Source organism: Pseudomonas sp. R1-18, assembly GCF_051132095.1.
GTDB lineage: Bacteria > Pseudomonadota > Gammaproteobacteria > Pseudomonadales > Pseudomonadaceae > Aquipseudomonas.
On record NZ_CP071658.1, the window covers coordinates 1,948,385 to 1,963,935 of the forward strand.

General features: G+C 60.0%; 7 protein-coding genes. 4 read left to right on the forward strand and 3 right to left on the reverse strand.

The genetic code is table 11. The features are described 5' to 3' along the window. Window positions 1-35 precede the first annotated feature (35 nt). The 3 genes from J3P77_RS08970 to J3P77_RS08980 all read right to left on the reverse strand — a co-directional run bounded on the left by J3P77_RS08970 (window position 36) and on the right by J3P77_RS08980 (window position 6,079). Complete coding sequence (locus tag J3P77_RS08970) at window positions 36-4,922, reverse strand: RHS repeat-associated core domain-containing protein (RefSeq protein WP_434681193.1); 4,887 nt, start codon at window positions 4,920-4,922, stop codon at window positions 36-38. 70 nt (window positions 4,923-4,992) lie between these two features. Beyond that, window positions 4,993-5,436 (reverse strand): hypothetical protein, encoded by a 444-nt coding sequence (locus tag J3P77_RS08975; RefSeq protein ID WP_434681194.1) that lies wholly within the window; start codon window positions 5,434-5,436, stop codon window positions 4,993-4,995. Between the two features lie 49 nt (window positions 5,437-5,485). Beyond that, window positions 5,486-6,079 (reverse strand): hypothetical protein, encoded by a 594-nt coding sequence (locus J3P77_RS08980; RefSeq protein ID WP_434681195.1) that lies wholly within the window; start codon window positions 6,077-6,079, stop codon window positions 5,486-5,488. A gap of 234 nt (window positions 6,080-6,313) precedes the next feature. On the opposite strand from J3P77_RS08980, the gene J3P77_RS08985 reads away from it, so the two are divergent. Genes J3P77_RS08985 through J3P77_RS09000 form a run of 4 tightly spaced genes read left to right on the forward strand, consistent with a single transcriptional unit; the run spans window position 6,314 to window position 15,532 of the window. Further along, window positions 6,314-7,792 carry a hypothetical protein gene (locus J3P77_RS08985; RefSeq protein WP_434681196.1) on the forward strand — a complete coding sequence of 493 codons (1,479 nt, stop codon included), beginning with the start codon at window positions 6,314-6,316 and terminating at the stop codon, window positions 7,790-7,792. A 38-nt stretch (window positions 7,793-7,830) separates the two neighbouring features. After that, window positions 7,831-10,227, forward strand: a complete 2,397-nt coding sequence (locus tag J3P77_RS08990) for a hypothetical protein (RefSeq protein ID WP_434681197.1) — start codon at window positions 7,831-7,833, stop codon at window positions 10,225-10,227. Between the two features lie 11 nt (window positions 10,228-10,238). Next, entirely contained in the window at window positions 10,239-12,593 is a 2,355-nt protein-coding gene (locus J3P77_RS08995) for a hypothetical protein (RefSeq protein ID WP_434681198.1), read from the forward strand. Next, a complete protein-coding gene (locus tag J3P77_RS09000; RefSeq protein ID WP_434681199.1) occupies window positions 12,590-15,532 on the forward strand; it encodes a hypothetical protein in 2,943 nt (980 codons plus the stop codon). The genes J3P77_RS08995 and J3P77_RS09000 overlap by 4 nt, the downstream gene beginning before the upstream one ends. The last annotated feature ends 19 nt before the right edge of the window (window positions 15,533-15,551 follow it).

Consider the following 15,551-nt stretch of genomic DNA (forward strand, 5'->3'; position numbering starts at 1 on the left):
CGCCCTTTGATGCAGAGGCGACAGCGCTCGAAACGTCAAAGCGGGATGGGCGCGACGCCTCCCGCCTCTGACCATCCACCCTTAGGGTTTTGGGCCCACTTCTGGCCGGTGACCCAGCCATTTGACCGGGTGGCTGGTCCGTTTACGGTAGGTGCTGGCGGCGCTGGCGGTTGAGCAACCTGAGGCTCCGGCCCCGACGGAATGCTGATACGGCCGCTCGCTCCGTTTCCAGCAGAACCGGTAATACTGGTCCTGGGCGTGATAGGGGCGTCATACCCACTGCTGCTGGCTGTGCTCCTGACCGAACCGGCTATGTCTGCGGACTTAGCCGGCACTGGGGGGCTCCCGCCGCCGAGGGTGGCTCGGGGGATATGGTCCCCGGTGTTAGTACCGACCGACCGCGGGCCACTTAATCCCGTTGCCTTCGCAGCCCTGCCGGCACGCCACGCTTGAAATTTACTTGCACCCATCGGGCCCAGCGCTGTCACCAGACCGCCTACAGCGCCTACAGCATAGCCTGCGCCTTGGAGATTGGGGTCGTTCTTGACGACGCCCGCCACCTGAAGACCAATGCCGGCAACCTGTAGCGCCAACCCGACCACACCCACGACCAGCCCCAGCGATAGGCCGCCGGTCCAGGGCACTAAGAACGCGGTGCCGACCAATGCCACGACCGCCAGTCCTACCCCTAACCATTTTAGCCAGCCGCCATCCTTCGGCTGTTCGATGGGGTCCTGATAATCCGGCAGGTCCCCACCCGGACGATCCCGCTCACCGCTGCGATGCCCGGTCGGGTCTCTGAAATTGATCGGGTTGCCGCTGCAGTACATGTATGGGTTGATGCCCCCGGCCCCGAAGGGGCTTAGCGAATCCGGGCTGTGAAAACGCATCAGGCTTGGGTTGTAGGCGCGGTAACCGCGACCCAGCAGATACCAGCCCAAGCTTTCCCGATGTTCACCGTTATAAGCCGCCAGGGTGCGCAGCAGATCGTCCGCCTGCTCGCCGTAAGGGCTGTAATGCCGGTCATGCAGCACGCCATCGCTGTGGCATTCGCCGATCACGCTACCTCCGGCATCGGTCAACAGGAGCAGCGCTTGCGCTTCATCACCGGGCTGCTGTTGTCCGACGGGCGTGTCGCCTTGATGCAGAGACTGGGTCAGCACGTCGTCCTGCACTGTTCGGCTGAGCCGATAGCCCTGGTAAAAGCGCAAGGTCTCGCTCTCGACGCCGTTGCGTACCGCCATCAGGTCATCATGCCCATCATAGCGACAGGTCATGACCGACGCATCGTTGGCTGCGTTCCTGACCTCGATCAAGCGGCCCTGATCGTTGTAGCGCAGGCGGTTGCCGTGCTCGTCGTTGAGCATGTGGCCATCATCGTCATAGCTGAAATCGATGGTCGCCGGGTAGCTGGGGTGCGTGTGGGACACCTGCACCATTTGGCAGGGATCGTGAGGGGCATAAGTGAAGCGTGCCATGTCCCGGGTGCCATCTTCGTACCGGCTCAAGCACATTTCGACATTGTCCAGCGCGTCGAACACGAAGATCTGCTCTGTCAGCGAATTACCCTTGGCGTCCGCAGGCAGCTGCGTGCCTTCACAGCTGTAGTGTTCAAGGCGCCCGCGCGGGTCATACGTGAATGTTTCCTTGCACACGCTTTGACCGCTAACCCACAGATCTCGTGTGTGCAACTGATCATCGTCGTACCACGTCTGAGTGATGACACGTTCCGGCTGGCCGGGCAGGGTCAATGTGCGCTTGAGTTCGCGGTTCAGCGAGTCGTATTCCATGACGGTAATCAGGCTGGCGCTGCTGTCGATAACGCGCGCTTCGCTCCAGCTCAACCGGCCCCAGTCGTCATAGTGCAATGTGGTGCTCAGTTTGCCCTGGGTAATAGTGGAGGTGCGACCGAAAGCATCGTACTCGTATCCGGTTTCAAGCCCGTCAGTGGTTTTTTCCGATAACGGGCGGCCGCGCAGTGAATTGAGATAATCGGTTTCACGCCGCTTGCCCGAGTCGCTGCGCGCTTCCTGGCGCAGATAGCCGAAACTGTCGTACAGATATTGAACTTCCGGTTCGGCAGCGGTTTTTCCGGTACCAGTGATCAATGCCGTCTGGCTGTCGTAGGTGTACTCCACCTTGCGGTCGGGGTCGCCCGCGGGCGTGATCGACCGCGGCTGTTCGGTGAGTTCCAGCGTATAGGTGTAATCGAAGACCTTGTTGGAAGGCGTAATGCGCTGGCCGACCTGCAGTGCTTCCCCTTGATAGTGATACTGCTCGGTGCGGGGGCCGACCTTGAGACTGGTCAGGCGTCCCAGGCTATCGAATGACTGATTGCCAAGCACCCTGACCGATTGCGCTTGATTAGCGGGGGTCACCGTCAGGCTGACGGGCAATTCCTGAGCGCTGTGCTCGGCGAATGCGCGGCTGATCATGGTCAGGTCAGGCAGGACGGTATCGGACATGCGCTCCCAGACATCGTATTCATACCCGGTGACCCGTGTCAGGTCGCTCAGCCGTTGTTCCTGCTCGACGCAATGTCCTCGGCCGTCATAGGCGTAATGCAACGACCCTGCGACGTTTCCGAGGTCATCCTCGCGGACGACGGAGTCGGGTTTTTCGAACGCATTGAACTGCGTAATGCTCACGCCGCTCTTGACGCCGGGTGCGCTGGCACGTTCTTGCCATACACGTTGAACGCGGCCACGCAGTCCGAAAGGTGATACTTCGGTAACAGTGCTGACACCGTCGGGGCGCGTGATTTTGTATTCCTGCCCCCAATCGTCGTATTCGTAACCCGTGGACAGCGCCAGCTCCCGGTCCTGGAGCCAGTCGTATTGAGTAGCCTCCACAAGCTGGCCTTCGGTGTCGTAGCGTGCCTCATAGGTTCGGCGCCAGGCGTTGTTCTCATCCGTGTCCAGCCGTTCTTCGCCGATCACGCGACGCATCCCGTCCAGCAATGTACGGGTCGTGACGCCCGTGACATCAGTGATTTCCTGACCAGCCTGCTGGCCGTGTAGCGAGGTCAGGCGGTAGCTGAAGCTGCGGGTTGCTTCGTATTCGCTGCCGGGCGCGACCGTTTCCCGGATCAGCCGACCGAGAGCGTCATAATCCTGCTTGACCGCCACTCCGCTGGGATCTTCGCTGAGCCTGATATTTCCAGTCATTGTCGACTGCTCGCTCGCCATGCTCTTTTGACAACCATCGAAACCGGTGAGGGTTGCGACCGTCTGACAGACATCTTCCCCCGCCAGGCGGCTGTGCACCGGGTTGTAGGTGTAACGGGTGACCTCAGTGAACGTGCCAAGCGACTCGGTGACGCTGGTTAGCCGCCCGTGCAGCCAGAGGTCATCCGGTTGGTCTAGATAAGCGGTCTTCAGTACACGCAAAGGTGTGACCGCCGGATCCTCACTGTCGGAGATAGTCTCTTCGGATATGACCTGCCAGTCTTCGCTGCCGGCGACGTCCAGAGCGGGCAATGCCTGATAGGTGTAGCGCGTATACAAGGTGGGAGCCTGCCCGCGAGCATCCGCGGCGGGGTAAGATACCTTCTCTTTCTGCCAGCGCACGAAGCCATGCGGGTCGGGCGGGCAACCGTCTTCCCCATCCTTGCTGTACCAACTGTAGGTTTCCCGCAGGCCATCGGCGGTCACCTTTTCGGTCATGTTCCCATGTTCGTCGAAAGCAGTGCGCTCTTGCACGGACCGCAAGCGGGTCGGGTCGCTCTTCAAGCGCCATTCCCTGGTCGCGATCCTGGGCAGCTGGAACTGCGGCGGCTGCTGGTCGAATGGCACGTTTTCGTCGTGGTACTGGGTGCTGGCCCGCTGTACGCAATCGCCTTGTGTAGTGACTTCTTCGGTTTGCAGGTGAAAGCGGTTGAACGTGCGAACCACGGACCGGACCGTCCGGCCGCCGGCATTCAAGCTCGCCACCGAACCATACTCATAATCGGCCGGCGCCTTGTACAGGTTGTCCAGACCGTCGTCGTCCCAGCCGATGGGCGCGCCGTTGCCCAGGAAATTATGGTCGGTGTAGCTGTAGGTGACCTCGACCACCGGTTGCTCGAAGCCGGGGTAGACGCGATGCCGGGTGACGCGCGGCAGCGGATCGCGGGCCACGCCCGGATAGCGATGGCCGCCGTCCAGGTACTCGATGGTTTCCCGACCGCCTACCGGAGTCTGTACCTCGGTCAGACACAGGACGTCGAACAATGTCTCGTACTGGAAGCGCCAGGACGCCTGGTCCTCGGTGGGCAACACGATGGCCGTGACGCGCCCGCCGCCGTCCAGTTTCATCTCGAACGTTGCCAGCGGTCCGCCGTCCGGCCCGCTGCCGGGGTGCAGGTGAAACCTGACGAAGGTGTCATTGGCGTCGCGTTCGATGCGCAGCAGCGTGCCATAGGCATCGCTGACGGTTTCCAGCCGCTGGCCGCCGCGAAACGGCAGATAGGTCAGGCTGACCGAATGGCCCGAAGGGGCGAGCATCTGCACTGGCAGGGCCACCCGGTTGTCGGCGCTGCCGCCGGTGCGCAGTAGTTCCACCAGACCGGACTTGTGGACCACGCGATAGCTGTCGTTGCCCTGGTCGTAGAAATGAAAGCTGTCGAGTTTCTTCTCCTTGATTACCGGTTGCGGGCCGCTGCCGGTGACCTTGAACGTCTCGCCGGTGCTCAGGGCCAGCATCCGGTCGCCGGGGGTGTATTGCGACAGGTTGAGGTTCCAGCCCAGGCCGAACCCCGAGTCGCCGAGGTTCAGCGGGTTGAACTGCAACTGCAGGGGTACGGCTGGCCCGCAGAGCCGGTTGCTCTTGAGCTCGTGCATCTCGACCGACACGGTGTACTGACCGGTGCGGGTGTCGACGGCATGTTGCAGATGGCCCATGAAGTTGAAAGCGTTTGAATTAACTTTGCTGGAGGCAGTCATTTGCGTGAACTCTCCCTGTAGCGAGTTGGCTTTTTATACGCCTGTGTGAGGCTATGGTTCAGGTCTTTAATCAAGGCGGTGTAGTAGGGCCGTAGAATTTTATGTATGAAAGATTGTCGCGAATTGACGCCCCACTGCGTAAGTACTTATTTACCAACAGCAGTCCCGGTTGCACGATCCGCCCCTCTTGGTAGGTGAATATTGTCTCGAGTTCAATCAGCTCCGTGGAGGTTGTTTTGTGAGTCGTCATAAGTACCAGGAGGAATTCGTGGTTTCGGAATTCGGGATAAACCCTGTCACAAAGCTCTATCCGAGTTGCGGAGCTGAATTCCCCCAGCTGTATTTTTCGCGCGACATTATTTGGGCAAGGCATATGGGGAAGCGCCAGATCCCATGCGTGAAGCTCGCCTGAGCCAGGGGGCGGACCAGGCACTACATACTTGGCATTGTCCTTGTCGAGGATAACCAACGAGCCGGCTGTGGAAGGGGTGGGATCATTTATCAGAACGGTCATGGGTCAACTCCTTGTTAACTGCAAAAATCCGGTGCTCAGGCTACCCGCGTCACCAGAGCTGCCCACACAGATATTCGGTGTTTCCCTCCTCATCCCCTTTATGGTATTTGCCGACCATCACCGTGTTCGCCGGACAAGTGTAATTATGGTTGTGTTCAGATACCGGCGCGCTCCAGTTGTCGTTGTGAATAACCTGCATGTCATTGTCCCAGTCATCCTTGAGAGTGGCGCAGCGCAGCACTTCCGTATCGTTTTCATCACCTACATGTTTCCGCCCGGTGAGGACTTTATTGTCCGGGCAGATGACACGGTTTCCGTCATCGGGTTCGTTGTTTATCAACTCTTCGTCAGTAGGAGGACCGAGTACGACGAACTGTGTGACCTTCGCGCAGAGGTAGTTAGTCGGTTTGTTTTCATCACCAACATGTTTACGGTCGACAATGACATAGCCCGACGTGCCAGTGTTTTCGGCGCCGCAAGTGAAATCATGGTCGCTCTCCGTCTGATCGCTGGACAAGGAAGCGTCGTTGATAACCGTGGCCTGCGCTCGCGGTTTGATGGCTCTCTGATCATCTTGGGCATAGGCGTGCGCTGTGCAAAACAGAGCCAGCGCCGTCAGGCTTGCGTAGATGTGGGTTTTCATTTCAAGGCACCTCCTGTGCCGTATGGCGATATCGACTCGCCGGTTGCCGCTAGTTATCTTCGTTATCTCTGTGTGGTGCACACGTGAGGCACGGCTCATGTGCGTCGTTCACAAGCTAGGGGCTTTTGCAGTGCCTCACAACCTAGCAGTTGCGCTAGCTGGCCGACGGCGGTGGAGGGGCGTAGAAATCCCGTAAAAGCAATTTAACGTCAGCGCTCAGGATGGCACCGGAAGATGAACAAGTCCCGACCCGCAGCCAGCGATACGTCTTCTCCGTTTCAAGGAAACCCACTCCCCGTCGCACAGCTCAAGCCGTCCCATGATCTGGCCATCGACGCCGACGGGGTGCAAGTGCAGGCGCTTGCGGTCATCCCCGCTTATGCATCGATGGCTGAAGGTGACGGACTGGCGTTTACCTGGCAGGGCTACGTTGAAGGCGTCCCTACCCAGTGGAAACGAGACTTGACGGTCAGCGCGGGGCAGCTTGGCCGGCCACTTCAGATAGGTATACCCGTAAGTCAGGTGCTGATCGTCGACGGTGGTTACGCTGAAGTGAGTTACAGGCTGACGCCTGGGCAAGGCGGACCCACCCAGGACTCGCCCGTTCAGACCTTCAGGATCGAACCTCCCGTTGCCGCGAGGCTGGTACCGCCGACTTTGGTCGGGCATGTCGCCGGAGAGCCGATGGACCCCGCCGATTTTCCAGAGGGCGTCGTGCTGCGGCTCATTGCCTACTCCGGCATGCAGGTCGACGACCATGTGGTCCTGTACGGCGACGGTATGAACAGCGCCGGCAGCTTTGTCGACTCGGTGCGCATCGATGCTTCCCACCTCCAGAACGGGTCGGTCGAATTCAAGGTCGGGCCTCAGTGGCTCACGGCCAACGATGGCGCCGCGCTAGTGCTCTCCTACCAGTTCGCCCGGCACGGGGCCGGACTCAGTAGCGAGGCATTGGTGGTGGACATCCGGAAAGCCGAGCCTTTACCTCCACCTATCGTCGAGCGAGCCATTGCCGAGGGTGATCCCGGTGCATATCACGGCTATCTGTTGGCCCAGCATGCCATTAACGGTGTGTTCATCCGGGTGCCTGAAACCGTGCCTCTGGCGGCTGGGGACCGGCTCGTCATGCATTGGCAAGGGCACCCTGCCGGGGGGCAGTACGTCGCACCCGACCCGGTCAGTGACCAGCAAGCGCGGCGCTTCTTCATCCCGGCGAGCGCAGTGCCGGCAAACATGGGGCCCGGAGAAACCAAGCGTTTCGGTGTGTTCTTCAGGCTCGCTCCCGCAGTTGGCAAGACACGCGATTCCGTCCCGTTCGGTCTGCGCGTCGTGCCGCTGGATCAGGCCCGCTATCCCACCATTCAGTGGGACCGGTTAGGCGGCGGTGCAAGCCTTTCGCTGCAAAACGTACCTGCTGACGGTGAACCGCTGCGTCTGGACAGTTGGCCGTTCATGGCGCAGGGACAACTGGTCAGCCTGGTAGCGCAAGGCGTCGGGGTGACCGGTGCACCTGCGCGAGTTGTTGTCCGGGACGAGTTGCCCGTGACGGAGCAGGAACAATCTGCGGGCAAGGCAACAAGCAGGGTAACCAAAGCGTTTTTAAGCGGGCTGAAGCTGCATGAATACATCACCCTGACCGCTTCGGTCAGTTTCGACGGGGGCGAAACTAACATGCCGCTCCCTGGCAACTCTGGTGTACGCCTGATCCCCTGATCTTGCCGGCACAGACTTTTTCAAAAGGAGATTGAACAATGAGGCCTTCTATAGACAGTTTGCTCGCCTGGTTGCGTGTGACGCCCAGAACGCTGGGCTGGAACGCAATCATCGCCTATGACAGGAGCAAAACCAATGTCGTGCTGTTGCAGGAATACATCGGCCGGTTCAGCAGCGACAGTTATCTGCCCCCCTTGGAAGGGGGGGTGCCCACGACTGAGAATGAGATTGAGTGGGTCTATGACTACCTGATCGATGCGCCACGCTTGTCTTTCGAAAATTCGGTCATTAGCGCTTCCAAAGCCAAGTTGGCAATGACCGTCATGGGCGGCTCCCAGATCGGCATCCGCGAAGAGCCGGGCTCCGGTCCCGCAGTCGCGCGGGTTTCAAGCTACAACGCACTGCAGGGACCCAAATACACGGTCGATATCGACCTGCAGGTCGTCGAGGGATCGGTGGATTCGGCCGGCAAGGTCCAACTCGATCTGGGAACCGGTACCGATCCAAAATTATATTTCGCCCCCACGCTCAATCAGCGGACAAAGGGCGGCCAGTTCATGAAGAGCAAGCTGAGCAGCTTTGAACCGAAGATAAAAACCTTTGTGCTAAACGAGATTGGGAGCGAGGAAGGACAGTTCCTGCAACCGCGATACTTTGTGCTCAGAACCCATGCCGAGCCTGGCGCCAGGCTGGCCCGCGCCGCGAACCACGGCGAAGGCGCAGTTTTGCTGTTCATCGCCATGAAAGACGAAGACAACGGCACCCTTCCAGCGTTGGACGAGGATCTGCATTTCCTGATACCCGCTGGCGATTTCTCTGCCACGGTTTTGATGGGGCAGCGCTTTCTCGTGCGGCAGGTTCTGGTCCAGGGTTTGCGAAGGCTGGCCATGGGCAGCGCGGTCGGTCATACCGTCAGAGGCCCGGTTGAAAGCTTCGCCGAAGGCATTGACATCACGAGCGGAGCACGTCCGACAGGAGAGGTCGCCACTGGCGAATTGCCGAACTTCGAACTCTTCGTCCTTTATGCCGCAGCACTACCCTTGGCGTCTGCCACGCTGAATATCGACCGGGTTCGGGAGCGGCTGGTCTTCAGCTGGACCGCAACCACCGATCTTGGAACACGAGCGGAGATGACGGACGGCAACTACGGCCACTCGGTCGGTCTGTCCTGGCGAATGGAACAATCCTTCAAGTTCCAAGTGCAGGACGAAAGCGGTGAATTGAAAATTCAGCCTCTGACAGAGGGCAAACTCATCCAATGCAAGGTGTCTCCAGGAGATTACGTCTACCATCCGGAGGTCGCGGAACATTTTACCGAACTGGCGCAATATATCGAAGCCTGGCTGACTAGCGAGTTGGAGAACGCAATGGAGGCTTTTGCATCCGTGGCCGAGGAAATCGATGTGTTCCGTCTCGAGAGCCTGCTGTTTCGAGGCGCCAATGTCGTGAAGTTCACGCGCTCGCAGGATCCCGGTGATTTAGCGATGCTCGGTGAGCTCGCACCGGGACTGACGCAGTTCGCCATTTCACCGTTGGAACCCAAGACGGGGCCGGCAGGACAGGTGCAGTTCAAGATCGAACCCCAGGTCGCGGGTGTTTCATGGCGCGTGGAAAATATTCCCGGTCAAACCGGTTCACCAGGCTCTATCGATGCATCGGGCAAATACACAGCCCCTGGCAGGGAACAGATCGACGGGCAATTCATACGAGTCAGGGTTACCGCCCAGCAGGGTGAGTACTCCAACTCCGCGTTGGTCACGGTGTTGGTGCGCGAGATTCTGGTCAATCCGATGGTCCAGGTCTGTGGGGCGAGTTCGGCCGATAGCGAGCAGATCCGCGAACTCACAGCCGGCAGTCTGGGGGACGGCCCATTGACCTGGTCAGTAGCGGGCGATTCAGGGGCATCAGTAAGGCCCAGTGTGATAGAGGATGGAGATCATACCTTCGTCGCAGGCCCAGCCGACCCGGAAGCTGCTTTCACAATGGAGGAGGTTGTGGTGACGGACCCCGCCGGTCGAACCGACTCGGCTTGGGTATTGGTCATCCACAAGAATCTCAATGCGACGATCAAGCTCCAACCCATGGATCAGAACAGGGTCCAGCTACTCATGGATCTGGGTGACGGGCCCCTTACGCCGGAGGAGGGTGAGCTTTCCGGGTTGAAGTGGACGCTGCTCAAGGGAGAAGGGACGCTCAATTCGAGGGGCGTCTATCAGGCGGACCCCGACTCGCACTACCGCTTCGCTGTGGTCGTCGGGGAGATCCCGCCACCCGCACCCATTTATCCGGCATACAGGGCCTACATCATCCTGCCATTACCGCTGATGGAACTCCCCGTGCTGATGACTGCGCTAGAGCGGTCGGACGCCTACTTCAAAGCCGTGCCCGTCCTGGGCGCGGATCGGGCCGGAAAGATCCTTACCGGCGACGCATAAAGGTGATCGACATGGAACGTCTTACCGCAGCTTCCCTTTTGCAGTGGCTCCGCGAGAAACCCCGTTCGTTGGGCTGGAACGCGATCGTCGCCTACGATAGGTCCCACGCCAACGTGGCTTTGATCCAGGAGTACATCTCGCGTTTCGCGGCTACCAGTTACCTCAGACCCATTACCGCCAGGGTGGAAATGAGCGAGGAGGAGGCGCAGCACCTGTATGGTTTCACGCTGGACTGTCCACGCCTGTCGTTCGAGAACGCCACGGTGAAGTGGTCGCTCGCCAGGCTGTTGGTGCGAGTGGTGGGCGGTACGCAGCTGACCACCCGCAAACCGCCCGGCGGCATTGATCAAGTCGTCAAAGTCTCATCCTACGACGCAGTGAACGGCCCGGATATCACCATGGGCCTGAGCCTGGCAGTCCTGCTCGGCTCGGTCGATGTACAAGGACGGGTCGTCATCGATTTGTCCAAGGGCACTGAAATCGATGTGAACTTCGCCGACAGTCGTGACCATCGCCGAATTGGCGGAGAGTTCTTCCGCGCCTACTTCGAGGGCCTTCCGGACGAGCAGAAGGTGTTCGTACTCAGTGAAATTGCCAGCTCCGAAGGACAGGCGCTCAAACCCCACAATGTCCAGATCCGTACCCACGCACCGCCGGGGGCGAACGAGCCGGGGAGTACCGACTATGGGCTGGGCGCGGTCTTGATGTTCGTGACGATGGAGGGGGAGAAGTACGGTACCTTTCCCGAGAACGACGCCGATCTGCCGTATCTGATTCCGGCCGACGACGCTCAGGGCCTGAGCTCGACCCTGCTGATGGGCAACGACTTTCTGATGCGCAAGTTCATTGAAGAAGGATGTCGACGCCTTGCAGATAATTCAGAGGCCGTGACCTTCCAGACTCAGATCGACTCGCGGGGCTTCATCACCGGCATGAGCGCGACCGGTGGAGAGCGGCCGGGCCGGCCAATAAGTGCCGGACTGGCCCATTTTCCGTCCATCACCTGTGCACTGCGTGCACCCTTGGCTTGCGAGGGGGCCGATCGGGCAAGTTTCGAACTGACGATCGAGCAGGAGATTCTGGTCGTAGCGTGGCAAGGGTACGTTAACTTGCCAATAGCGCTGCAAACCGAGCACAACAGCGTTTATACGAAGGACGTGGGGCAGGCATGGAACTGGCGCGGTACCTTTGCGCTGCAGGTTGACGCGCAGTCCAGTGCGCTGCGGTGGGCTGCGGTGCCCGAACTGGAGGTCATGCAGTGCAAGATCTCGCCTCTTGAGTTTGCCGATATCTCTGAAGTCGCGAGCCATTTCGGTGAAGTTGCAAGCTACCTGGAAAGCGAGCTGGCGTCACATTTACGCGGCAGCGCTCAGGATTTTGTAAGGCCTCTGGAGGATCTGGACGTGTTCCGGCTCAACAGCATTCTCTTCAGAGACCGCTACTTGTTCGAACCGGTCGGGGCGCATCTGCCGGGTGACCTGTGCGTGCCCGGCAGGATCGCCCCTGGGGCCAACGGCTTTGTCGTTAGCCCTGTAGAAGCTATGGTGGGCCCGGGGGAGAGGCTGCAACTGACCACGGTCCCGGCTGTGACCGGTGTCTCCTGGAGGGTGGAGAGCGTTGCCGGCAGCAGCAAAAATGCGGGAGTCATCGACCCTTCGAGCGGGTTATATACCGCGCCGGCGGTACAGGATGTTCAGGGCGCTTTCAGTCGTGTCCGTGTAACCGCTACTCGGGGCGACCATTCGAGCAGCGCTCTGATTACCGTGGTATTACGGGATGTGACCTTCAACCCTCTGGTTGTGGTATGCGGAGTGGGGATGAAAACCGAAATGTCCGCCGCTGCCCGTGATGGCAGTCAGCTGCAGTGGTCGCTGGGCGGTGGGGTGGCAGGTTCGCAGATACTCGCCAGCACCGAGCCGGGCGGCGATCACACCTATGTTGCGCCACAGCCGTCTACCGAGCCTGCAACGCAGGCGTTCAGTCTGGACGAGGTCCATGTCCAGCGGTCCGGCCAGGCAGCTCGTTACACGTCCTATGTGCTGGTAGTACATAAACCCCCGACGGCGATAATCAGTATCCAGCCAGATGCTGATCTGCCGGAAGGCAGCGTGCGACTGGTCGCCGATCTGGGTGAAGGGGTGATCGAATCCGGTGCTGTGTGGACGCTGCTGGCCGGCAACGGACGGCTGGACCCGGAAACAGGCATCTATACCACAGATCCGGTTGGGCAGCACCGATTCGCTCTGATAACGGCGAGAGTCGAGCCGCCAGTCCCAGCATTTCCTGCTTTTGAAGGCTACCTGATTATTCCGCTGCCCCTGACTCTTGCGCTGGCGCAGCACTATTCGGCGGGAGCTTCGTCATGACCGACAATTCTCTTCAAAATCTGCTTAAGCGCCTTGAGCAAGGCAATGTCACCCATGGCTGGGGCGTAATCGTTACCTACAGCCGCGACCAGGTGAACCGTTTGCTGGCCCGACAGCACATCGAGGGGCTGGATGGCCTGCGGTTCCTGCTGCCTTACACCGAAACGTTCTATGTAAACGACGACCGCACCGAAGAAATGGAGCTGCGGGGCATAGTAATGGGCGCGCCGATCCTGTCCTTCGAGACGGCATCGCTTAACCGTTCGGCATTGACCTTGACCATGAACATTGTGGGCGGTTCGTTTTCCAGCCAGCGGCACGCTGCCGGCGTGCCGCCCACCCTACTGAAGGCCATCACAATTACCGAGGACATGGGCTTCTACGTGCGGATGACGGTCGACCTGGGCCAGGCGTATGGGGAGGTGGACAAGCAGGGGCGTTTGACGGTGGACCTTTCCGTCAGCGAAAAAGTAACCTGCAATCTGGGCAGCACGGAAAGAATCCGTGAACGTATGGGGCAGTACTTTCAGCGCTATTTTGCCGGGCAGCCCGAACAGCAGCGGCGCTTCACCATCGGTAAGGTGGAGCTCAACAGCTACGATCCCCTGAGTCCGACCGCATTTGCCGTACGCACTCAGCGCGCGCCTGGTGCCGACAATGAACGAGCGGTCAACTACGGCGACGGCGCTATCGTGGTGTTCATTCGGATCAAGGCTCAGGAGGGCGAGCCGCCTGCGGGACTGCCGATCGAGGGCAGCAACTTCCCTTACCTGATCCCCGACGATCTCTCCGGCACAGCGCCCCGATACTCCGCCTCGCTCCTGGTTGCTCGCCCCTACCTTCATCTGGTGGATGAACGGCAGCTGGAAGTGCTCGGCAATATGATGTTCCCCGGCGACAATCGGTTCGTCGAGAGCGAAGACGGACGCTACAGCCCCTACGACCTGGCGATTTTCGGCAATGTGGCGCTTACGCCGAACGGGCTGGTCATCGAACCTTCTTCCGTGGAGCTCGGCACTGCCGCGACCCAGCAGTTTCTCGCCCGCTACGCCGACGGTTCGATAATTCCGGCCGTGCAATGGACGGTCCGTAGTCCCGATTACCCTAATCTGGTGGGCACTATCGCCGCAAACGGCGTCTACACCGCGTCGGCGCAGTCCGCCATGCGTCGGGACCGCCTGCCGGTGGTGGTGACCGCTACCTACGACGATGAGGGGGTCGAAAAACGCACGTCGGCGTTGGTGCACGAGCGGTACGAGCGCATAAACATTGCGCCGGTGATCCAGATCAAGAGCGGGACCGATATGACACCGGTCACCCTGCGTGCCACAACCATTGGCACGGCGCCCCTGCAGTTTCGGCTGTTGGAGCCGACGCTGGGCGCTCGTCTGGAGCCGTTGGACGCCAACAGCCAGAACTACTTCCCTCCCTCTCAGTTGCAATCTGAACCGCTCCTGATGCAATACGTCGAAAGCTGGGAGGAGGGCGGTCGGGAGCGGGCGCTTGCTGCGATTCTGTTGATCAACAAGCCGATGTATCTGCCTGTCGAGCCTTGGTACGTCACCGGTATGGCGCCCGAAGATACAGTGCAGTTGCGAGTCGGCGGCGACATTGATCCGGCCTTGCTGAACTGGAGCGTGATCGGCGACGGCGCGGTCGAGAACGGCGTTTACACCGCCCCCGCGCAAAGCGAGTCCTGGATCAGCGTGGTGGTCTGCGAATTACCGCCTCCAAATCCCGTCTTCCCGCCGCAGTGGGGCTATTCGGTCATCAACCGCCAGCCGGTCCAGCAGCAATACGTGCCAGTGCGCTGGGAATCACTCCTGGAATTCAGCGTCGAAGCCCCCGGCGGTCTGACGGCTTGTTACTCGAACGGTTATCAGCAGATTCCGGTCGTCATCAAGCTGGAGACCAATCCCGTGAACATCGACGGCCAGGATGTCCAGATACCGGTCAGCGATGTGGAGCTCTCCAAGTTGCAGCTGGTCGATCTACTCACCGGCCAGGTGGTGCCCTTCGTCGACAGCTTCGAGGACGGTATCAACCACGGCGATAGCGCCGACTGGGCTGTCCATGTGCGTCCGAACCGGTTTCGGCTGTACTCATCGGGCGAAGCGGGGCCAGGCAGCAGGTATAGCGCGCCTCAGCCCGCCAATAATGCTACCCGCTACCGAGAGTTTTTCATCCACATGGCGGTGGACGGGGCGCGCTCGTTTTATGCGCAGTTCCAGGCCGACAACGGCAGTTGGTGGCGCTCCAACGAGGACATCGGCGGCGAGGGAACCATTACGGTCAGAGGCGTCAGACCGCCAAGCGTGGACCCGACGCCTGGCCCCGGTCACTCTTATGAACTTCATCGGGAGCGCGTCTACAACGGCGATGGTTATTCAGGCGAGGAGGGCGACCCCGGCAAGGATTTTGATTTTTACCTTAGTTCCGTTGACCACTGGCGGCTCACGTACAAGAAAATGGGGCTTTATCCCATTGCATTTTCCACCGTGGAATTTGAAGGCAACATTTCCACCATTCAGTGGGAAAGCGAATATCTCGAAGAAAAGTTCTTCAGCTATACGGGCCAGGCGTTCTACCCGATGCCGTATGGCGTCAGTGATCGACGGCCTGCCGGTCTATCGTTCGACGTTTTTTATCGGGCGCTGGCGCGCAGGGTCCTGCAAGCGCCGGTGGACGAGCAGTTTCATGGTGACGCCGGCCCGCCGCCGGGCGGACTGATCTTCAGTCTGCACCGTGTTGCGGACATGCCGTACTGGTATGACGCACTGGCTGGCGGAGATCCGCTGCATGGCTATCGTGCGCGCCTGGATCCGCCCGTGGTGTTCGTGCTGCTGGATGAAGAGGGCAACCGGCATAAGTTGCAGGTCGGATTCGCACCGCCGACGCTGCCGGACAGCCGCAACGAACTGAGGTTGCAGGCGCGCTGACGGGCGACTAACGCCACGT